Raw genomic sequence first — 23,182 nt, forward strand, 5'->3', positions numbered from 1 at the left:
TTAAATCAGCAAACATTTCATCATGACAAATATAGAGCATCGAATTATGACATTTGATGCTCTATTTTTTTAATTTTTAAAAATTACTTATTAATTTACCTTAAAGCAAAAGTGATTAAAAATCCCATACATTACCACAGTGAAATAAAAACATTAAAACTCACGTTAAAAATATTAATACCAGAATTAAATATTTTACTTCATTAAAATACCAATACTTTATTTCAAAAAACTCTCCTGATGGATAAACTTGTTTTCGTCGAAATGACTTACACAAAAAGCCAATGCATGGATGCACTAGGCAATTTGCATTCACTTTAGGGACTAAAAATTACTTATCTTTAAGGATCTATCACATGAAATTAAATAAATTATCTGTTGCTGTTTTATTTGCAGCTTCTACTCTGTCTGCATCTGTTTTAGCTAGCGGCAACACGGGTGAATTACATTTTAGCGGTCAAGTTGTTAACTCCCCATGTAATATCGAATCTGAAAGCACCAAACAAGAAGTTCCATTTGGTCAACTGTCACGTGCTTCTTTAGAAGCAGGTAATGCAGCAGAGAAAGATATCTCTATTAAATTAAAAGAATGTAACTTCGACGAATTCAGTAAGGATACTGAAGGTAAATGGGTTGCAGTTAAAGATATCAAAATCACTTTCGGTGGTAAAAACTACGTTGGTACTAATAAAGAGTTCTTAGGCGTGACTGGTACCGCTAATAACGTTGGTATTCAAATTAAAGATTTTAAATTTGATGAAGCTAAATCTGTACTGAACCAAATTCGTAACAGACAAGGTGAAAACGTTCTGGAATTTACTGCATTAGCAAAACGTGTTGATGCTTCTACTCCAGTAACTGAAGGTGAATTCAACTCTATCGCTGACTTCAAAATCACTTACGAATAATTTTTATGGGAGGGGAAACCCTCCCAATAAAAAGGTTCATTATGCGAAATTTATCTTTCTTATGGTCAACACTATTATTAGCTCCTTTTATTTCTAATGCAGAATATACAGTTGATGGCGGAATTCGTGGTGAAACTGTTATGCGCGGATATATTGTTGCTGCGCCCTGCTCAATAGAAACAGACAGCCAATATCAATATATTAATTATGACCTTGTTTCTAAAAGTGACATCAATACAGAAGAAGCAAAAAATAATAATAGAAAAACATTTAACATTAAATTAAACAACTGCATTAGTGAATATGACAAAGATAATAGCAAAGGCATAAAAATTAAATTCTTTGCCAATAGTGACATCTACAACAATGCAATCAAACTGTCAGGTCCTACGGATGGTGTCGTTGTCTATATTTATGACACCAATAACAATTTAGTCACTCCGAATAAATCGTATTCTATTTCAAATAGCGCTATTTACTTTGATAGAAAAACAAAAGTCAGTTTTTTGAAATATGAAACAGAAATTGACACCATTAATAATGAGATTGAACCCGGAAATTACTTTGCCACGATTAAATTCAATGTAAGTTACGACTAATAAATATTTTAAATTAATTTATATGATAAGAACACTATGGCTAAATTTAATATTTTTCACCAGTTAATTATTATATCTTGCTTATCCAGTATTCCTACTGTTGCTTTTTCTGTTGAATTTAATACAGATATGCTTGATACCAAAGATACTCAGAATATTGACTTTAGCCAGTTTTCTCAGGCCGGATTTGTTATGCCTGGAAATTATCATCTAACGATTAAAGTCAATAATGAACGTTTGGGTAATGCCCGCGATATTACTGTAGGTGCGCCAACGTCTGCTGAAGATTCATTATTTAGCGTTGTTTGTGTTCCGGCAGCTATTACGGATCAACTCGGCTTAAAACCAGAAGCTATTCGCTTAATTAAATATCGCGATAACGATCAGTGTATCGATTTGTCTGCGCTTGAAGGCAGTACCATGAGCGTGGATTTATCCACGTTAACACTGACGATCTTGATCCCGCAAAGTTATTTGGAATATACCGACCCTAGCTGGGTGCCACCTTCTCGCTGGGAAGACGGTATTAACGGCTTTTTACTCGACTACACCTTGACGGGCTCCTTTACCCGCCGAGATAGCGGAACAAAAGAATCCTATTTATCTGCGAACGGAACTACAGGGTTAAATCTCGGTGCGTGGCGTTTACGTGGGGATTACCAAGCAAACTACCGTAAATCATCGGGTAACTATAACAATGAATATAGCGATGCCATATTCAGCCGTTTATATGCTTATCGCTCATTAGCGAATATCGCCTCGGTTCTAACGTTGGGGGAAAACTATTTCTACTCGGCTATTTTTGATTCCTGGCAGTTCACGGGTCTATCACTAGAGACCGATGAAAACATGCTGCCACCGAAACTAACGGGATACGCCCCTGAGATCATCGGGATAGCTCAGACTAACGCCACGGTCATCGTCAAAAGCCATGACCGAATTGTTTTGGAAACTACGGTTCCCGCTGGTCCATTCCAGATCCAAACATTGGATAGCTCAATCCGTGGAACCTTAGATGTCACGGTGCGTGAAGAAAATGGCGAAGAACAAAAGTTCAGCATTACTACAGCGGCGCTGCCTTATTTAACACGTCCTGGACAAGTTCGCTATAAGTTTGCCGTCGGTAAACCTCGTTACGATGGGCGTCACCTTGAAGGGGATATGACCGCATCGGGCGAGCTTTCTTATGGACTTAATAATATTTGGTCTATTTATGGTGGGTCGATTTTATCCAAAAACTACCAAGCATTTTCAGCTGGTTTTGGGCGTGACTTATTTACCTTCGGGAGCTTGTCATTTGATATAACGCAGTCCCATGCAAAGTTACTCAGCAATACCTTAACAGGACGCAGTTACCGTTTAAGTTACTCAAAATCGTTTGATGAGGCGAGAACCGACATTACCTTCGCAGGCTATCGATTCTCGGATGAAACCTATCGTTCATTGCAACAAACGTTGGACGAACGCCGTACAGGGATTGAAACTCAAGCACACAAAGAGAGCTATCAGGTCAATATTAATAAATATTTTGATGCGTTCTCACTGGGTGGAAACTACCAATACAACACGTATTGGAATAGCCAAACGGAAGAGCAATTTGGGGCCTATATCAACACCGCCTTCAATATTGCCTATTTAGGGTTAAAAAATATCAGCTTAACTGCTTCTGCGACACGCTCCAAAAGAGCGGGATATCAGGATGATGCCATTACGTTGTATGTCACTGTTCCCCTCACAATGGGCAGCAGCATGAGTTTCTCTGAGGGTTATACACGTGACCAAAATGGGCGCCGTTCTTCAACCCATAACGTGGGCTATAGCGGCTACAACGATCAGCGTAGTTATAACCTGAACGTAGGTTACCAAACGGGACAGTATCAAGACTCACAAACCAGTTTCAGTGGTTATTTGAGCCAGAACTTCCCAACGGCATCACTATCGGCCAATGCCAGTTATGTTCCCAACGAGTACCACACCGTTGGTGGTTCAATTAACGGAGGGATCACATTGGTCAAAGAGGGAATTGCGCTGCATCAGGCAGCTTATGGTGGAACGCGCTTAGTCGTTGAAACACCGGGAGCGAGCAACGTGCCATTAAACGGCGGTGTTTATAAAACTAACCGCTTTGGCTTAACCGTGCTCCCTAACGTGAGTAGCTATCGCAAAACAACAGCATCAATTAATACCAGTAAATTACCGAACAATATCGAAGCGTTAGAGAGTGTTACCGAAGCCACATTAACCCGTGGAGCCATCGGTTATCGCAGCCTTAATGTTATTCAAGGGGAAAAAACCTTTGCCCGTTTAAAACTGGCAGACGGTACTTACCCACCTTTTGGCGCCAGTGTGCGTAATAAAAATAACATTGAGCTCGGCATTGTGGGTGAGCAAGGGATCACATGGATTGTCGGCGTGATGCCAAATGACCTGCTTAACCTTTACTGGGGAAATAAATTGCAATGCAGCACGCAAGTCACTGAGTTTAAAAACAGTGCAGAAAGCTACCCTGTATTAATTTGTCATTAGGAAACAATTTAAATGAAATCAAATCTTTTTAATTTACTTCGCACCAGTGTCTTATTGACCTCTATCGGTGCAATGGGCGCCACTTACGCCGCAGTTACATTGGATCGTACTCGTATTATTTTTGATGGTGATCAGCAGTCTATTAACATCACTATTCGCAATGATAACCCCGAGCTGCCTTACCTAGCACAATCATGGTTAGAAGATGCGTCAGAGAAAAAATTGGAAGCTGGCCCGATTATCGCGACGCCACCGATTCAGCGTATGGAGCCAAAATCCACTAGCTTAGTTCGTTTAAGCACTGCGCCAGATATCAGTAAGTTACCTCAGGATAGAGAGTCTCTGTTTTACTATAACTTGCGTGAGATCCCACCAAAATCAACGGAAGCAGGTGTTCTACAAATCGCCCTACAAAGCCGTGTAAAACTGTTTTATCGCCCAGAAGCAATTGTGGCGGATAGCAAAAAAGAGTGGGCAAAACAGGTAACACTAACCCCAACAGCCAATGGTTATCAGCTAAATAACCCAACAAGTTTTTATCTGACCGTTATCGGCATTGGTAACAGCCAGAAGCAGTCTGAGCAAAGTGATTTTGATGCTGTTATGGTGCCACCGAAATCAACCCATAACCTAAAATCAGCGAAATTTGCGACGCCATATCTCACCTATATCAATGATTATGGTGGAAAGCCATCACTGGCGTTTAAGTGCCAAGCATCGCAGTGCACAGTCACACCATAGACGTAACGGATAAACAGGAATATCAACATGAAACTGTATCACTTTGGGTTATCGCTCATGTTCGCCATGCCTGTATTGGCAGAAACGCCATCGCAACCCTCATTATTGGAAACAACAGGCACTGTTTATGTTCATGCGCGTTTTCTCATAACACCTTGCCAGCCTAATGTAACGATGACAAGAGCGGTCAATCATGTCAATGAACCTGTTTATCAATTTACTGTGAGTTATGCCCATTGTGTCACCCGCACTTATAACCAAACGTGGGCACCATTCACGTTGAAATTTGCGGGTCAGCAATATGTTTTTTCAAAGCCGCAGACAAATAAAAGTATGACTTTTTTACTTCCAGCCGAAAGCTCAGCACGCCGTTTGGAGATGATTTATGACTAAAACATTCGCACTTATGGTTGGCATGAGTAGCTTGTTATTTACCAGCTACGGCAGCTTGGCAAATAGTCTATCCGTCTATTTTGAAGGGACACTGGTGCCTATCGGTTGTCGCTTATCCGACGATGACACGAAGAAAACGGTTTACTTATCAGGTCTGCGCTTTTCTGAACTTGAAAATCTGGGGCGTTCTGATGTTCAACCTTTTCAGTTGGATATCGTCGATTGCTCAACCGCGGCATTAAATAAGACCATCAAAATTACGCTAAATACTCAAGATACTGAAACTCACAATGGCGTCACCTATTTGAAAACAACCGGCGAGTCCAATGTGTTACTGGCGTTAACTGATGGCAAGAATGCTCAACCTTTGAAATTTAATACCCCGATTGATATCAGTACCGTCACGGAATCGGGAAAAGGCTCCATTAACCCACTGCAATTTGGGGTATATGCACAAAAGCCCTTTAACGGACGGCTCAAAACAGGGAGTTTCTCATCCTTAGTCACTTTCAATCTGGACTACCAGTAGGAGAATGCAGATGAAAATATCCGGTTTTTTAGGGGCGATTTGCTTGCTAATGAGCAGCTTTTCACTGGCTGATATTTTAATTACGTTGGAAACCACATTAGTGCGTCCATCCTGTGTGATCACCAATGAAAATGGTGATAAAGAGCTGTATGTGAATTTTCAAAATGTCGCATTAGATCGCATAACAGAAGAAAAGCAAAACTTTGGGATCCTAATTAAACAGTGCGATCTGCGTAAAAATTTACGAATTTATTTATCCCCTAAAGAGGGTTCGACCCTCACGATTAATAACGAAACGGTATTAAGCACCACGATCCAAGGATTAGGGATCCGCTTTTCCCAAGCCAATAGAAATACCGCTATCAATCTACTGAAATGGGAGCCCATCTTCCCGTCAGTGAGTGGTGACACCGCCACATTGACCTTACAGTCACAATTAGTTACGAATCAAGTGCCTGAAACACTTGAAGTCGGCCCGTTTAGTGCGGCACTGTCAGTGATGATTGATTATCTCTAAAGTTAGGTAACGACAATGAAAAAAACATCTAAAACTTCGCTAATTTCATTAATGACCATGCTGATGTCACTGTTTCTCTATAGCCAAGTGTCTCATGGGTTAACTCGCTACTCGTCCAGTGGTGGAGGTTATAGAATGAATCTTGTCTCCAATAACTCGGTCATCGCGAGCACTCCGACAATTGGAAGCAATGGCGAGAAATACTACTCCGTCGCTCCGCCAAATAAAGAGGGTATTGTGATTAATGAAAGTTCATCACAGCCCTACGGTACTGTCTATTGCACTGTGAATTTTTTAGCGGGTAACTACCAAAACGGACTGGCATGGAACTATGCCTTTCATCGTGTTTTTGCTTATATGCCAGAGGCTGGCTTTAGCATTAAGGGGCTAACCGCTTATAAAATTAATGCGAATACTTATTTCACACTGTATTCAGACAATGGAATTACTCAGGGTTGGAAAAACATTTCTGGACGTGGGTGTTCTTCCGAAGAAATGGGGCCATTAGACGCAGGATTCTTCACCGTTCAATTCCCATTTGAAGTACGTATTTATGTGAAAGATATTCCCATTGATGGCAAAGTTGTTATTCCACCAGCAATGATTGCAGGCTATACCCGAATGTTCCAATATCCGGGTACACCTGATGTATTCGTTCCAGCGGATAAAGCGAGTGTAAAACTGGATTTAACTCAGTCGGTGATTAACTACCCATCAAACTGTAAATCCAATATTGATAACTTAAATATCAATCACAATACACTGGATGCCATTGAATTTGATAGTAAACAAACCCGTACTGCAACCTATCAATGTGATAGAAGTCAGGGGGTTAGAGTGAAATTCGCCTTAGATTACGTTATGGATAACGATCCACAAAAGCGTGTGCCGCTGAAATCAGGTAATAACACGATTTACTCTGAGTTATCACTGTACGATGCAGAGAATAACCTACGCGGTAAAACTATCGAAACCACCATTGATAAAGTGAAAAATATTGAAATCGAAAGCCACCTTTATGGATTAGATGCTGAGCCAGGAAAATACACTGGTAATGCGTGGTTAATTGCAACTTATTTATAATTAACATGCAGTATAAATTTTATGATTATGCTTTCTCGTGCTGTATTTATTAGTATTTTTATTATTTGGAATCTCGCCAGCATAATTTACATTGATAATTTAGGTAGCTTAAGGCAATCGCTGCCACAAAATATTATTAGCTGGTTAGCGATTGCATTAATTATTTCCATCATTGCATTTACCGTATTTTATAGAAAAAATCGGATTTTCATTACGATTCCTGCAATGTGTTTTTGTTTAGCGCTAGCCATATTAAGCATCAATCTTTTTTATCTAAAAGAAAGTAATAATGTTATATTTTGGTATTGGTCTGGTATTAGCGCAGGAGTCATACTGTATATTGTTGGACTGCAAATACGAGAGAAGTGGCTAATTCAATCTTTCTGTATTTATTGTTTTATCGCTATTAATGTTATTCAGTGTTTATTTACTATTTATCAGTACTTTTTTGAAACCAGTATTTTTTATTTTGCAACAGATATGCGGTCATATGGTTTGACACAACAAATTACCATTTTATCGGTTAACATGGCGATGAGCTGTATGTTTTCGTTGATGACCCTTGTGTTATCGCAATTTAAACTCGCATCACTCATCCAAGAAAAATGCCGCATAACACTATTAAGTTTCTGTATTTTCTTGTTTACGGTGACGCTGATTGTTCTGCAATCCATCACCACAACATTGAGTTTTGCAGTTTGCGCATTTATCTTTATCTGTTTGTTTTATCAAAAGAATAAAGTAAGGATCAGTGTCAGCTATTTCATTATTGCCGTCGCTGTATTTATTGGAGTTTACCTTATTCAGCTATGCCCAAAGTATATCGACAGTGAGATAATCAACCGCTTTCACCTTAAGCAGATGTTACGGTTTTCCATTTCACTGTTTATCTACCCACCAGCTGAAGTTTGGGAACAACCTTTAATTATTAATGCGAGCATGGAGAAAAATCAGCTCCCATTTTTAAGTTCTGAAAATTATATTGTCCCTCATATTTATAATGAGATATTGCGTTGGATTATGACTGGTGGGTTTATCAACCTTATTTTTATGTCATTAATAATAACGGGGGGTATATATGTTATTTATCAGTCAATTATTAAATATAAAAAAAACGGGAACGGTTATTCAATATCCTTGGTATTAGCATTAACACCTGTGGTTATTAATAGCAATTTAGAACACCCATTTTTACAATCAGTATTACATTGGGGAATGATTATATTGTTTTTATCATTTTCAGATGCTTCATTCCCACTGAGAGAACAATCCAGTTTCTATATTAATAAACATCTTTCTTTATTGTTTAGTTTTAGCACTTTTATTATTGGCCTCATCGTTTTTATTATTGGATTAAATTTATTTAATGGTCAATCTTTCTTTCACACCAATATTTTTTCATTTGCATAATGAGAAAATTAAAAGATAAACGAGGACAGCATAATGACTCTCTATGACAATCAAATCTCCAATACAGATATTGGTGCAAAAGTCCGTAAACGCCGACTATTATTGGGCTGGAGTGCCAGTATTCTTGGTAAAAAAACGGGCTTAAGCCAACAGCAGATCTCTCGCTATGAACGTGGAACTCAAAATTTTACAATCCACCGATTATGTATTTTTGCCAATGTGCTTCAATGTGATTTAAATTACTTTTTAGAACGTAGAAATTCTTCGGTAACAGTACCGATTAATCTGTAATGCTGTTGTATTTATATCGCCGAAAACCTTATTTGATCGCGACATAATCATGCCCTCTAAGTCTATTTTTAGGGGGCATTTTCATTCCTAAAAGCAACCTAGACGGATATTTCTACATTGCTAGAACCTGTTAATTCAATAATTAGAAAAATAAATACTAATATATTATCCCGCAATTAGAGGCGCATTGTGATCGAGATATTAAATACGGTGATTTCCCCACGGATCATCAGAAGATGAGTTGGCATCATCCATTGAATCGTCTTCTAGCATATCAAGATAGAGCGCTTCAACTTCAGCCCGCGCCCATGGCGTTCTTCGTAGGAATTTTAAGCTTGATTTTATACTGGGATCTTTGTTGAAGCAGTTGATTTTAATAATGTTGCCTAATTTTGCCCAGCCATAATGGTTAACTAATTCTGTTACCTGCATTTCAAGTGTAACCCCATGTAATGGGTCTTTAGATTTATGTTCAGTCATTTGTATTACCTTATAGGGCATTTCGGAGTATTTAAAGCACGCGAAGATTACAAGAAATGCAAGGCGCTCGCAATCAATACGGTAAGTTACAGACTCCTTAGTGAAAACATAAAAAATCCCCCAGCAAGTTACCCTGCTGGGGGATGATTTATTCACAAGTTAAACTCGTAAATTACAGAACATCTACGCAGTTCAGTTCTTTGAATGCTTGCTCTAAACGAACAACCATTGAGTCTTGTGCTTTACGCAACCACACACGTGGATCGTAGTATTTTTTGTTTGGCTTATCATCGCCTTCTGGGTTACCTAACTGAGATTGCAGGTAGCCTTCTTTCGCTTTGTAATACTGTAAAATACCATCCCATGTTGCCCACTGAGTATCGGTATCGATGTTCATTTTGATAACACCGTAGCTTACTGCTTCTTTGATTTCAGCAGCGCTTGAGCCGGAACCACCGTGGAAAACGAAATCTAAGCTGTTGTGTGGCAGGTTAAATTTCTCAGACACGTAGTCTTGGGAATTACGCAGAATTTTTGGCGTTAATTGTACGTTTCCTGGTTTATAAACACCGTGTACGTTACCAAAAGAAGCCGCGATAGTGAAACGTGGGCTGATAGCGTTCAGTTTTTCGTAAGCGTAAGCCACGTCTTCTGGTTGGGTGTACAGCGCTGAGCTGTCCATGCCAGTGTTATCAACACCATCTTCTTCACCACCAGTACAACCTAATTCGATTTCCAGAGTCATGTCGATTTTCGCCATGCGCTCTAAATATTTAGAACAGATTGCAATGTTTTCTTCCAGAGATTCTTCTGACAGGTCAATCATGTGAGAAGAGAACAGTGGTTTACCCGTTTTCGCGTAGTGTTTTTCACCCGCATCTAACAGACCGTCAATCCATGGCAGTAATTTCTTCGCACAGTGGTCAGTGTGCAGAATCACTGGCACACCGTAGTGCTCTGCCATTTGGTGTACGTGGTGTGCACCTGAAATTGCACCTAAGATAGCTGCTTGTTGCCCTTCAGCTTTCAGGCCTTTACCTGCGATAAATGCAGCACCACCGTTAGAGAACTGAACAATAACCGGAGCGCGTACTTTAGCTGCCGCTTCAAGTACGGCGTTAATTGAATCAGTACCAACACAGTTCACAGCTGGCAATGCAAAGTTATTTTCTTTGGCAACCGCGAAAACTTTCTGTACATCATCACCAGTGATAACACCTGGTTTAACAAAATCAAAAATTTTAGACATGTGAAAAGGTCCTGTGGTGAACAGGCAGCCTACGCTGCCTGTTGTGTATGAACAAATTAATTACGCTTTAGCACGTTCTTCTAGCATCACAACGGCTGGGAGCTTTTTACCTTCAACGAATTCAAGGAAAGCACCGCCACCGGTAGAAATGTATGAAATCTTATCAGCGATACCGAATAAATCGATCGCCGCTAGGGTGTCACCACCACCAGCGATTGAGAAAGCGTCACTGTCTGCGATAGCACGAGCAACGATTTCTGTTCCCTTACGGAAGTTAGGGAATTCGAATACGCCCACAGGGCCGTTCCAAAGAATGGTTTTCGCATTTTTCAGAATTTCAGCCAGACGTTCTGCGGATTCATCACCTAAGTCCAGAATTTGCTCATCATCTTTGATAGCGTTACTTGCTTTCAGTGTTGCTTCAGCAGTTTCTGAGAACTCGGTAGCCACGCGAACATCAGTTGGCACTGGGATTTGGCAGTTAGCCAGTAATTTTTTCGCTTCTGGGATCAGGTCCGCTTCATACAGTGAACGCCCCACATTGTTGCCTTCTGCTGCGATGAAAGTATTCGCGATACCACCACCCACAATCAGTTGGTCAGCGATTTTAGACAGGGAATCTAATACCGTCAGTTTAGTGGAAACTTTAGAACCGCCTACGATAGCAACCATTGGGCGCGCTGGGTTACCTAACGCTTTGCCTAATGCTTCTAATTCGTTGCTTAACAACGGGCCTGCACACGCAACTGGTGAGAATTTAGCCACGCCATGCGTTGACGCTTGAGCACGGTGAGCCGTACCGAATGCATCCATAACGTAGACATCACACAGTGCTGCATACTGTTTAGACAGCGTTTCGTCGTCTTTCTTCTCGCCTTTGTTAAAGCGCACGTTTTCTAAAACAACTAATTCGCCAGCAGCGATATCAACACCGTTCAGGTAGTCTTTAACTAAACGAACTGGGTTGTCTAATTTTTCTGCCAGATAGTCAACAACAGGTTGCAGTGAAAACTCTTCATTGTACTCACCTTCCGTCGGACGACCGAGGTGGGAAGTAACCATGACTTTAGCACCTTGTTTCAGCGCTAATTCAATTGTTGGTAATGAAGCACGGATACGTGCATCTGAAGTAACTTTACCGTCTTTAACAGGAACGTTTAGGTCCGAACGAATGAAAACGCGTTTACCCGCTAAGTCCAAATCGGTCATCTTAATTACAGACATGGTGAATCCTCTTGTTGATTCTCTATAAAGTTTTCATTAGCGACTGTGCGAGGAGGTCAATAGTGTATTTACCTATTGTGCCCCGCTGTCTGTCAGGCGCCAATTAGTTTAAACCTGTTGCTGCCATCGCTAGGGTTGTATCTAGCATCCGGTTAGCAAACCCCCATTCGTTATCACACCAAACCAGGGTTTTGATTAAGTTCTTGCCGCTAACTCGTGTTTGCGTGCCATCAATAATCGCGCTGTGCGGATCATGATTAAAATCCATCGAGACTAACGGTAGTTCAGTATAGTCTACTATACCACGAAAATGCCCGTGCGCGGCGCTCTGTAATAGCTTGTTAACTTTATCAACACAAACATCCGCATCTACAGTGACACTTAAGTCAATGGCGGTGACATTAGTGGTTGGAACACGTACAGAAATCGCTTCAAAGCTGCCTTGGAATTTTGGAAAAATTCGCGTGATCCCCGCTGCTAATTTGGTATCAACAGGAATAATCGATTGGCTCGCTGCGCGCGTTCTGCGTAAATCTTTATGGTAAGCGTCAATCACGGGTTGATCATTCATGGATGCATGAATGGTGGTGACTGTGCCTGACTCGATACCAAATGCATCATCCAACACTTTGATGACTGGAATAATACAGTTGGTGGTACAAGATGCATTGGAAACGATGTTATCGCTTCTTTGTAGGCTGTCATGGTTAACACCATACACAATGGTCGCATCGAGATCATCGGTTCCTGGATGGGAAAAAAGCACTTTTTTCGCGCCGGCTTGCAGATGCTTTAACCCATCTTCGCGAGAGCCGTAAACACCCGTGCAATCTAATACCACATCCACACCGAGCTCTTTCCAAGGTAGCTTGCTGATATCCGCTTGATGGAAAAGACGCATACTGTCATCTCCAACTTGTAGCTGGTCGCCATTAAGGCGAACATCCCACGCAAAGCGTCCGTGACTTGAATCATATTTCAGCAAATGAGCGATACCTTCAGGTTCCGCTAATTCATTGACCGCAACAACGACAATTTCTGCCCGGCGACCTGATTCATATAACGCTCTGAGAACACTTCGACCAATTCGACCGAAGCCGTTTATTGCTACCCTGATTGCCATTCTACACCTTGTATCTGAGCAAAATCACACGGTTGCTAAGGATAACTGACTACCACCAACTCTACTGCTCATTTTAACTGTCAAACATCAAAAGTGTGCTTCACTCGACATTTTTAAAATTTATTTACATTATTTCAAATGCAACTGAAACGGTTCAGCTTATCAAGTTTTAGATTAAGGGATATATTTAGAGAACGCAATAGAAAAACAAGAAACGGTGCACAAAAAAACAACGCCTCAATACCAAACTTGATATTGAGGCGTAAATTAGGTTAATTCACTTTATTTTCAGAGGCGCGACCGTTTATTCGGAACACACCTCAAGCAATTAAATGAATTATTTCAGCAGAGATTTTGCAGCTTTAACGGCGTTTTCAACCGTAATGCCAAACTCTTTGTAGAGCTGATCAGCTGGTGCTGATTCACCGAATGAGTGCATACCGATGATAGCGCCATTCAGACCAGTGTATTTGAACCAGTAATCTGCAATACCCGCTTCGATAGCCACACGAGCACTGACGTTTGCAGGCAGAACGGCTTCACGATAAGCCGCGTCTTGTTTGTCGAATGCATCTGTAGAAGGCATAGAAACCACGCGAACTTTACGACCTTCCGCAGTCAGTTGGTCAGCCGCTTTCACCGCTAATTCAACTTCAGAACCGGTTGCAATAAAGATCAGCTCAGGCGTGCCTGCGCAATCTTTCAGGATATAAGCGCCTTTCTCGATATTTGCTAATTGCTCAGCGGTACGAGGTTGCTGTTCTAGGTTTTGACGAGAGAAAATCAGTGCGCTTGGACCATCTTTACGCTCAATGGCATATTTCCATGCAACCGCAGATTCTACTTGGTCACATGGACGCCATGTGCTCATGTTTGGTGTCACACGCAGGCTCGCCAGCTGTTCTACTGGTTGGTGCGTTGGACCATCTTCACCCAGACCGATAGAGTCATGAGTGTAAACGAAGATGCTGCGAATTTTCATCAGCGCTGCCATACGTACTGCGTTACGTGCGTATTCAACGAACATTAAGAATGTTGCGCCGTAAGGGATGAAACCGCCGTGCAGAGCAATACCGTTCATGATAGCGGACATACCGAATTCACGAACACCGTAATGGATGTAGTTACCCGCTTTGTCTTCGTTCAGAGGTTTAGAACCTGACCACATGGTTAAGTTACTTGGCGCTAAGTCCGCAGAACCGCCCATGAATTCTGGTAATACTTTACCAAATGCTTCTAATGCGTTTTGAGATGCTTTACGGCTTGCGATGTTCGCAGGGTTTTGTTGCAGGTTTTCAACGAATTTTTTCGCTTCTGCATCAAAGTTCGCTGGCAGTTCACCCGCCATACGACGTTCGAATTCTTTCGCTAATTCTGGGTATGCTTTTGCGTATGCCGCAAATTTTTCATTCCAAGAATGCTGTTTTTCTTTACCGGCTTCACGCGCATCCCAAGCTTGGTAGATATCTGCTGGGATTTCGAATGGACCGAATTTCCAGCCCAGTGCTTCACGAGTTGCTGCGATTTCTGCATCACCTAAAGGTGCGCCGTGAACCGCTTCGGTACCTGCTTTGTTTGGTGAACCAAAACCGATAACGGTTTTGCACATAATCAGCGTTGGTTTGTCTGATTGTTTGTGAGCTTCGTTCACTGCAGCGTTGATTTGATCTGCATCGTGACCATCGATGTCACGGATAACGTGCCAGCCGTATGCTTCGAAACGTGCTGCGGTATCATCAGTAAACCAGCCTTCAACTTCACCATCGATAGAGATGCCGTTGTCATCGTAGAATGCGACCAGTTTATTTAATTTCAGGGTACCCGCTAATGAACAGACTTCGTGGGAGATACCTTCCATCATACAACCATCACCCATGAACACATAAGTGTGGTGGTCGACAACGTCATGACCTGGGCGGTTAAATTGTGCCGCTAAAGTACGTTCTGCAATCGCAAAACCCACTGCGTTTGCAATACCTTGACCTAAAGGACCGGTAGTGGTTTCAACACCTGGCGTATAACCATATTCTGGGTGACCCGGGGTTTTAGAATGTAATTGACGGAAGTTCTTTAACTCATCAATAGATAAGTCATAACCGGTCAGGTGCAGCAAGCTGTAAATCAGCATTGAACCGTGACCGTTAGACAGTACGAAGCGGTCGCGGTTAGCCCAATGTGGATCTGCTGGGTTATGATTCATATGGTTGCGCCAAAGAACTTCAGCAATATCAGCCATGCCCATTGGTGCGCCAGGGTGCCCTGATTTTGCTTTTTGAACCGCATCCATACTTAGAAAGCGGATAGCATTAGCAAGGGTTTTACGAGTCGTCATTAGTATACTCCAAGTAGGATAGAACGTACTTAAACCAATATTCACAACGCAATAGGGAATCATTGCGGTTTATAGAGTTAGCCTCAATAATTCGAGCCGCAGGTGCATAAAAGCTTATTAGACCTACCCACAACTTGAAGTTTGGCGATGAGACCCTACGAAACTAGCGCAATTTCATCCATACAGCAATTATTTGAAACAATATGACAGCAGACTGCGGATCTTTATCGCAACCGTCAAGCTGAATCCTTTCCATTGCGCAAAATATCCCTTTGAGTTCTTCGTTTTGCGCAATTGCCTGACCTTATTAAACCTGAGTTCACCACTTAGGATCAAGGTGATTTATGCATCTTGCGTAATTAGCCGCAATATTAGTGATATTTGGCAAATTTTTCACTGGTAAACCCGCACAAAACAACAAGGGCGCTCATTTTTGCGCCCTTGTTTTCACATTGCTTTCTTTTTGATTTTTTTATCGCGATTAACGCTCTGTCATCGCCTGTTTCATCCGCGTGATAGGCTTAATCAGGTAATCAAAGACGCTTTTCTCACCCGTTTTGATATCCACTGATGCCACCATACCCGGAATGATTTCCATTTTATGGTTATTTTTGTCTAACAAGTAATTGGTATCTGTTTCGACAAGAATTCGGTAGAACGTCTCATCGGGATTAAGCTTTAACTCACTACGACGCGTATCATTACTTAAGGTATCTGGGCTGATTAATTTCACCACTCCATTTAAGCCCCCATAAATCGCGTAATCATAAGCAGTGACTTTAACGACCACCGGCATTCCCGGTCTTAAGAAAGCCACGTCTTGCGGGCGAATATAAGCTTCCACCATCAATTTGTCATCGAGGGGAATAATTTCAAGGATGTCTTGCCCTGTATTCACGACGCCACCGATGGTATTGATCTTAATATTTTTTACGATGCCATGAACGGGCGCGCGGATCTCCGAGCGAGTGACAGGATCTTCACGCATACTCATGGTCTCTTCCGCTTGATCCAGCTCCGATTCCACTTTCACCAACTCAGCGTTTGCTTCCGCAAGGTAGTTATTCATGCGTTCATTAATTTGCGTCGCTAACTCAACGGACTGTCTTTCCATACGCAGAATTTCCACATTGGAAACTAACCCTTCTTTCGCCAGCGGTTTGGTAATAGCGATTTCTCGGTCTAATAATCCTTTGCTTTGACGTAAGCCTGCAATAGCTTGATCACGCTGCGTTTTTTTCGCGTTATAAGCATTGGTTTCACGCTCTACTAAGTCTTGATCCGTTATCTTTGAAAAATCAGGAACTTCGTTGCGAGATTCTCCCTGCAACCGCGCTGAGATGGCTTCAAGGTTTTGTACTCGAGCTTGGCTTTCACGCAATAATGCCATACTTCGCGCATCATCCAGCTTCAGCAAAATCTGCCCTTTTTCAACAATATCCCCTTCCTTAACGTACATCTCTTGAATATTGCCAGGGTCGATACTTTGAATGACTTGCTCACGGCTACTTGGAATAATGGTTCCTTGCCCACGAATGATCTCTTCTAAGTGGCTGTTATACGCCCAGACCACAAAAATCGTCAATAACAACGCCAGAAAGATAATAGGCAAAAACAGTAAGTTACTGCGCTCTTTTCTCATCACGGATTCTAGGTCATGAGAAAAGTCACTGGAAAAAGTGCGATGCTCTTTTGGCGCTTTACCATATTGATCCATTTTAAATCGCCCCTTCTTCTTTATTAATTACGCGTCTAACCTGTGAAACGACTCGCACTTGCGGCGCAGACTGTGGAGCAGGTTTATCTGTGGTAACTGTGCCAGTGGCTTGCTCCGTTTGTCCTAACGCTTTTAAGACTTTCTGCTTCGGCCCATCAATTAAGATTTTGCCTTCATCCATCACGATAATGCGGTCAACTAAACGTAAAATTGGTAACTTGTGGGTAACGACAATCAGCGTTTTATCTTTCGTCCACGCCTCTAGCGCATCGAGCACCAATTTTTCAGTATCCACATCAATTCCCGTGGTTGGCTCATCCAGTAACACCACATTTGGGTTATGCAGGGTTAACTGTGCCAGTGCCACCATCTGTTTTTGTCCACCTGAAAGCCCTAAACCATCTTCACCAAGGGGCATATCAAGCCCTGCTGGATGCTGACGAATAATTTTATCGAGCTGGAAGCGTTTGAGCGCACGCACTAAATCGTCATCGCTGGAGTAGCCATCAAGACGTGCTAAATCCAAGTTTTCACGTAAGGTTCCGAAGAATAAACGCGGCTTTTGCGTCAGCATACCGACTTTGCTTCTGAGGAAAATCGGGTCAATTTGGCGAATATCGAGATCATCTAAGCTAATATTCCCTTGCTGCTGTTCATATAGCCCGGTGAGTAATTTAAGTAATGTACTTTTTCCACCACCGATTTTGCCGAGGATCGCGACTTTCTCTCCCGCTTTGATCTCTAAATTAATGTTGTTTAATGCAGGCTGCCCATCTTTACTATATTGATAAGTCACATTCGCCAGTTGTAATGCCCCGTGAACTGCAGTTGGTGAAATGTATTTTTTATGATCTTCACGCTCGATAGGACGGCTAAAGATATTTCGTACGCCGGCTAATGCCATACGCGCTGATTGGAAACGTGTGGCCAGACCCGCAATTTGTCCCAGTGGCGCTAATGCTCGACCAGATAAGATCACGCTGGCGATCAGCGCCCCCATCGTAATACGCGAGTTCACATCATTCGCATGGATCAGGTAAGTTCCCAAGCACACTAAACCGACGGTATTGAGCTGCTGCATCGCCGCACTGAAATTGACCATAAAATTGGTTAGATTGCGCACGGCGATGGATGAAAATGCCGTTTTCTCTGTAAGCATTTCCCAGCGTTGTTGCGCCCAATTCACCGCATTATTCAGCTTTAAGGTTTCGATCCCTTCAATGGATTCCACCGCTAAGCCTTGGCGTTGAGATGTTTCTTTCATTGAGGCGTTGATCCCTTTCGCCAGTGGCTTTTGAATCAAAAGACCTGCGATCACTACAATCGGGATAATGGTCAGTGGCACTAATGCTAGGTAGCCACCAATCATGCTGATTACGCCGATAAACAGCAAAATAAAGGGTAGATCGACGAGGGCTAATAAACTCGCGCTGGTCATAAATTCACGAATGGATTCGAAGTCACGTAAGTTGTTCGCATACGATCCCGATGAGACTGGGCGCTTATCAAGGCGGATCCCCATCACGCGGTGGAAGAGCATCGCGCTGATCACAATGTCCGCTTTTTTCCCTGCGATATCTAATAGATAAGATCGCAACATTTTGGCGAGAAACTCAAAACCAATTGCCAGCACAACACCGATGGTCAGTACCCATAAGGTTTCGTAAGCTTGGTTTGGGATCACTCGGTCATACACGTTCATCACATACAGGGAACTGATTAACGCTAATAAGTTGATCACAAATGATGCGACGATCACTTGGTAGTAATATTTTTTATAACGCCAAATCACTTTCCAGAAACCGCTAGTTTCGTATTTATCGATTTCTGAACGAGTTTCCGAGCGAATATTGCGTTTAATAAACCAGCTGTAACCGCTGTAGTTCGCTGCCAGATCTTTCACACTTAATGTTTGACGTAAACCTTCTTCCGTTAAGATCTCAAAATGACGCCCATGTTCGCCATCTTCAATTTTGCTGATCACTACCGATTCATTGTTTGCTAATAGCACCAGAAATGGCGCCGCAATCGTCGGGATCTTATGCAGATCGATTTCAATGATCTGGTTATCAAATTGGTGTGAGTTCAACACACTCGCCAGCGAGGCATAATCAAAAGATTTCGATTCCGTGCGTTTAGTTTGTGCTAATAAAATTTCTGGTGAAAGGGTATAACCCAAACGCTTGGTAACTAAAGATAGGTTATTAATAATATTCATAATTTATCTAGAAGCCAATTCTTGGTTCATCCATGCAGACATTTTTGCCTGCACACTGAGGTAATTGAGTGTCGCGTCACGGAAGTCGTTTTGTAAGATAACAGCGCTGGTTTGAATACTTGCTAGCTCGTTATACGCATCAAGCAAATCAATCAAAGTGCGGCGGTTGATCGTAAATTGCTTTTCATAGTTGCTGATCACCACTTTTTGCTCTGCGATATAGGCTTTGGCTATATTTCCTTGTTTTTCACTTTGCGCCATATTGATCGCCGCAGATTGGCTCATCTCTTTAATTTCACGGAATGTTTTTTTAATACGCTCATTGGCTGCGGACAGGGCATACTCTTTCTGTGCTTGGCTGTAATAGCTCGCTTGGTCAAAAATATTCCAAGAAACACGTAAGAAAACTTCGCTATTATCTGGCGTCGCATTAACTTCCAAATTCAGGGCTGGCTTTCTCATGGCGCTGGCGACTTTAACTTCGGCATCAAGGCTTTGAGCATCGGCCACTTGGGCTTTATAACTTGGGTTATTTTCTAGATTATCTTCTTGAAATTTGGCTAAAATCGCACCGCTAGTCGTGGCTCTGAATGGGTCAACAAATTGGTCAACAGTTAGCTGGCGCTGAGTCAAAATCGATAATTGGCTCAGGGCTAAATTCAGGTTTCTTTCTGTTTCAGCGCGGCTCATTTCCACTTTTAAGGTACGCGCTTTCACTTGCGTTAATTCGCTCATTCGACCAGAGTCATGCTGAACAATCGAGGTCAGTTGCTTTTCAATTTGGTGATGACGAACGAGGTTTTCATCAATCACATCAAGGGTTTCCTTGTGGCGTAAAACCTGCAAATAAAGCTGACTGATGCGCACGCTAATATCTTCTTGAGAAAGAATATATTGGTTTTCATAGTAACTTTGCTTGGACTGTTCGCGGTCTACACCCGCTTCAATTCCACCCCAAGCATAAATGTTCATGGTCGCTTTGGTGCCAAGGTGAAACCCCGATTCCATCGCGTTACTTTCGTATTTGTGTTGCTGCGCAAGAGGCTGAGTTCCCATTAAACTGACGACCGGGTAATGCCCAGCTTCCGCTGCACTAACGTTGCTTTGTGCCGCTTGATAATTGGCATAAGCCTCTTGGACTTCTGGGGCATTATCGAGTGAATCTTTTAATAAGTTTTTTAATTCAACCACATCTGCCACAGCAGAAAGAAAAAGCATCTTCACGAAGAATAACGCTAAGATGCTATTAATTAGAGATTTCATAAAGTTGGCACAAAGTAAATAAAACTGGTGTTGGCGAAATAAAATATTGAGGGCTACCCGTGGTAACCCTCAATCATTAGCCTTAAATAATGGCGCTCTGAGTTTCTTGTAACGCATCTAATGATGAGTTCATGAAACCAGTAGAGTGACTTGATGTTGCATTGACATCGGTGTCTACTCCATGTAACTCCATTGCACTTTCTGGTGAGAACAGTTTCAGGGCTGTTAAATCAGTATCATTCAAGCCTGTGTTACCTGACTCTTTTAACTTACTGATATCCACTGAAATTGATGACTTACCGTTGGTACCGTCGTTATCGGTTAACGTCAGCGTAAAGGTCTCTTTCTCCATTCCCGTCGGGCGTGTTGCCCCCGGACGATAGGTTAAGTGACCAAAGTTTTTCTCACCTAAAGAGATAGAGAGTAAACCGCCCGCATCGGTTTTAACGGCTAATTCACCCTGACCAAAATCAACCCACATGCTCTTATCAAGGTTATCCGACGTAATTTCCTTGGTTGTTGGATCGTATTTGTAAGTGTGACCATCCACTTCAATGCTGATAGATTTCATGCCATCCGCGCCGAAGCTCAGGGTTTCCTTGCCATCATTCGCTTTTGAGAAGCTACTTTCGATGGTGTTTTCATTAGGAACATATTTGCTCAGGATGTTACCTAAAGAGCTCATATCTTTCAGAACGATAACGTCGTTAGCATCGTTGTTTTGGCCTTTTTGACCATCAAAAGCGATAGGCTGAATAAACTCTTCACCTGTTTTACCACCCACGCTATTGAGCATATCTTGACCAATACCAATAGCCACAGAGCGAATACCTTTTTCTGTTAAGAAAGCCTTCCAGCTATCTTCACCAATATCAGTATTTGGGCTTCCTGGGACAAAACCATTTGGTGATGTTGGTGCTATACCATTTCCAGCAACAGGATCCTGACTATTGCTTTGGTTACCATAGTTCGGAATACCATCAGTAATCACAAACAATGTGTTATCTAGTTTTCCATTAATATCTTTTGCATCAATCGGTTCCATGCCACTACTGGATGTTTTTTGGAAAATACTGATCACCTGCTGCAATGCTGCATCATAGTTAGTATCTACACCGATAACATGCCAGTCTGGGCGTAGCGTTTGAGCGCCACGTAAACCTTCAATAATTTGTTTTGCCTCAGAGATGGTACACCAGTATGGTTGATCCATTGGGTAACCCGGCGCCCCACCAATTGCCGATGCTTGCTTAGCAAAACCATTAATGCTAACGCGCACTTCTCCTGTATCAGCGCTGTTTAGACGCTCTTCATAACTACTTAACACGCTATCAATTGAATCTAACGCAGCGTCATATCGCGTTTTCATTCCTGATGCAGTGTTACCGCCTTGAATACCACTATCATCTCTACCCATGCTACTGGACAAATCTAACGAGATAATCAAGTTAGCATAAAAGGTATTTTCAACTGGTGGTTCTACTGATAACTCAACATTCGAGGCTTCAGGCTTATCATCATGAACCACGATTTCAGTTTTCACTTCATCGGTGCCATTTTTCACACCAAAATCAATATTCAGAGAGTCTTTGCCTGCTGGATGATCAACAAGGCCTTTGAGATTAACTTCATAATTAACCTTTGTGCTGCCATCTGCGGTTGGGGTATCTGTCACTTTAACGGAAATCACTTCTTTTCCATTTGGTGTTTTACCCACAAAACCATTGTCAGTAGATTCCCATGAAATAGGTTCTCCACCTGAAGTCAGCTTGGTTGTCGGCTCAATGATCTTAATATCGCTTGGAGTTGTTGGTTTATCTGTTGGATTAGATAACTCAATAATGCCATGCACAGTCACAGGCGATTTATCACCCGCAGTTCCATCCGTTCTTAAGCCTTTCTCGAAGACTTCCGTCGGTGTCGTTTGCGTTGGTGTAATATCAATAGTGACAGTCGCTGTATTTGAGATGCTGCCATCCTTATCTTTCACGGTATAAGTGATGGTATCTTGGCCTGTAGCACCTGGTTTTGGTGTATAAATCAGTTTGCCATCTGCATCAAACGTCGCGGTACCTTTGCTGCCATTCTTTTCAATATGCAGGGTTGATTTATCCAACTCTCCATCAGGATCTTTGTCATTAATCAACACATCAATAATTGTCGGAACACCTTGCTTAGTTTGACCATGGTCATCACCAGCAACGGGGGGTTCATTGATTACAATGGCCACGGTCGCTTTATTGGAAACATTACCGTTAGCATCCTTCACTATGTAAGTGATGGTGTCCGTACCCTTCGCATCCGCATTCGGTGTGTACACCAGCTTGCCGTTCACAATACTCACAGTGCCTTGTGATGGCTGCTCAACAACTGCTAACGTATTTGGATCGATATCATTATCTAAGTCAGTATCATTACCGAGTACATCAATCTCAACAGGTGTCGCTTTGTTGGCTTTTGCGGAGTCATCAACTGCCACTGGCGCCGCGTCGATATCGACTGTCACCGTCGCTTCGTTGGAGACATTACCGTTCTTATCGAACACTTGGTACGTGATGGTATCCGTGCCCACTTCACCC

The 23,182-nt window shown here is 42.1% G+C and carries 19 protein-coding genes; 10 read left to right on the forward strand and 9 right to left on the reverse strand.

The window, feature by feature from the left end; genetic code table 11:
* Positions 1 to 356: 356 nt before the first annotated feature.
* Genes GKR71_RS02645 through GKR71_RS02690 form a run of 10 tightly spaced genes read left to right on the forward strand, consistent with a single transcriptional unit; the run spans position 357 to position 8,997 of the window.
* On the forward strand, positions 357 to 908 hold the full coding sequence (locus GKR71_RS02645) for a fimbrial protein (RefSeq protein ID WP_036953990.1): 552 nt from the start codon (positions 357 to 359) through the stop codon (positions 906 to 908).
* A gap of 41 nt (positions 909 to 949) precedes the next feature.
* On the forward strand, positions 950 to 1,507 hold the full coding sequence (locus GKR71_RS02650; protein ID WP_036953988.1) for a fimbrial protein: 558 nt from the start codon (positions 950 to 952) through the stop codon (positions 1,505 to 1,507).
* Between the two features lie 36 nt (positions 1,508 to 1,543).
* The gene (locus tag GKR71_RS02655; RefSeq protein ID WP_036953986.1) at positions 1,544 to 4,033 is read left to right on the forward strand and encodes a fimbria/pilus outer membrane usher protein; all 2,490 of its coding nucleotides are present in this window, start codon (positions 1,544 to 1,546) and stop codon (positions 4,031 to 4,033) included.
* A gap of 12 nt (positions 4,034 to 4,045) precedes the next feature.
* A complete protein-coding gene (locus GKR71_RS02660) occupies positions 4,046 to 4,774 on the forward strand; it encodes a fimbrial biogenesis chaperone (RefSeq protein ID WP_036953984.1) in 729 nt (242 codons plus the stop codon).
* A gap of 27 nt (positions 4,775 to 4,801) precedes the next feature.
* Entirely contained in the window at positions 4,802 to 5,167 is a 366-nt protein-coding gene (locus GKR71_RS02665) for a hypothetical protein (protein WP_036953982.1), read from the forward strand.
* The gene (locus GKR71_RS02670; protein ID WP_036953980.1) at positions 5,160 to 5,696 is read left to right on the forward strand and encodes a fimbrial protein; all 537 of its coding nucleotides are present in this window, start codon (positions 5,160 to 5,162) and stop codon (positions 5,694 to 5,696) included. The genes GKR71_RS02665 and GKR71_RS02670 overlap by 8 nt, the downstream gene beginning before the upstream one ends.
* A gap of 10 nt (positions 5,697 to 5,706) precedes the next feature.
* Entirely contained in the window at positions 5,707 to 6,213 is a 507-nt protein-coding gene (locus GKR71_RS02675) for a fimbrial protein (protein ID WP_036953978.1), read from the forward strand.
* A 15-nt stretch (positions 6,214 to 6,228) separates the two neighbouring features.
* Positions 6,229 to 7,296: a hypothetical protein gene (locus GKR71_RS02680; RefSeq protein ID WP_036953976.1), complete on the forward strand. Its 1,068-nt coding sequence runs from the start codon at positions 6,229 to 6,231 to the stop codon at positions 7,294 to 7,296.
* Positions 7,297 to 7,317: 21 nt separating this feature from the next.
* On the forward strand, positions 7,318 to 8,706 hold the full coding sequence (locus tag GKR71_RS02685; RefSeq protein ID WP_154633908.1) for an O-antigen ligase domain-containing protein: 1,389 nt from the start codon (positions 7,318 to 7,320) through the stop codon (positions 8,704 to 8,706).
* 33 nt (positions 8,707 to 8,739) lie between these two features.
* Positions 8,740 to 8,997: a helix-turn-helix domain-containing protein gene (locus GKR71_RS02690; protein ID WP_036953973.1), complete on the forward strand. Its 258-nt coding sequence runs from the start codon at positions 8,740 to 8,742 to the stop codon at positions 8,995 to 8,997.
* Between the two features lie 201 nt (positions 8,998 to 9,198).
* Here the strand turns inward: GKR71_RS02690 and GKR71_RS02695 are convergent, their stop codons facing one another.
* From GKR71_RS02695 to GKR71_RS02735, 9 genes are all read right to left on the reverse strand, one after another.
* Positions 9,199 to 9,477: a VF530 family DNA-binding protein gene (locus GKR71_RS02695; RefSeq protein WP_132496208.1), complete on the reverse strand. Its 279-nt coding sequence runs from the start codon at positions 9,475 to 9,477 to the stop codon at positions 9,199 to 9,201.
* Positions 9,478 to 9,649: 172 nt separating this feature from the next.
* A complete protein-coding gene (gene fbaA / locus GKR71_RS02700) occupies positions 9,650 to 10,726 on the reverse strand; it encodes a class II fructose-bisphosphate aldolase (protein ID WP_006657248.1) in 1,077 nt (358 codons plus the stop codon).
* A gap of 60 nt (positions 10,727 to 10,786) precedes the next feature.
* Entirely contained in the window at positions 10,787 to 11,950 is a 1,164-nt protein-coding gene (gene pgk / locus GKR71_RS02705) for a phosphoglycerate kinase (protein ID WP_036953968.1), read from the reverse strand.
* A gap of 103 nt (positions 11,951 to 12,053) precedes the next feature.
* Positions 12,054 to 13,073, reverse strand: a complete 1,020-nt coding sequence (gene epd / locus GKR71_RS02710) for an erythrose-4-phosphate dehydrogenase (protein WP_036953966.1) — start codon at positions 13,071 to 13,073, stop codon at positions 12,054 to 12,056.
* Between the two features lie 337 nt (positions 13,074 to 13,410).
* Positions 13,411 to 15,405, reverse strand: coding sequence for a transketolase (tkt, locus tag GKR71_RS02715; RefSeq protein WP_108479489.1), 1,995 nt, complete (start codon positions 15,403 to 15,405; stop codon positions 13,411 to 13,413).
* A 481-nt stretch (positions 15,406 to 15,886) separates the two neighbouring features.
* On the reverse strand, positions 15,887 to 17,122 hold the full coding sequence (locus tag GKR71_RS02720; RefSeq protein ID WP_154600417.1) for an HlyD family efflux transporter periplasmic adaptor subunit: 1,236 nt from the start codon (positions 17,120 to 17,122) through the stop codon (positions 15,887 to 15,889).
* A gap of 1 nt (position 17,123) precedes the next feature.
* Complete coding sequence (locus GKR71_RS02725) at positions 17,124 to 19,340, reverse strand: type I secretion system permease/ATPase (RefSeq protein ID WP_154633909.1); 2,217 nt, start codon at positions 19,338 to 19,340, stop codon at positions 17,124 to 17,126.
* Between the two features lie 3 nt (positions 19,341 to 19,343).
* Positions 19,344 to 20,603: a TolC family protein gene (locus GKR71_RS02730; protein ID WP_051422719.1), complete on the reverse strand. Its 1,260-nt coding sequence runs from the start codon at positions 20,601 to 20,603 to the stop codon at positions 19,344 to 19,346.
* A gap of 82 nt (positions 20,604 to 20,685) precedes the next feature.
* On the reverse strand, positions 20,686 to 23,182 hold a 2,497-nt coding region (locus tag GKR71_RS02735; RefSeq protein WP_230085011.1), incomplete at its 5' end, for an Ig-like domain-containing protein.

It is taken from the genome of Providencia sp. wls1922, assembly GCF_009706505.1.
GTDB classification, from domain to species: Bacteria; Pseudomonadota; Gammaproteobacteria; order Enterobacterales; family Enterobacteriaceae; genus Providencia; species Providencia lanzhouensis.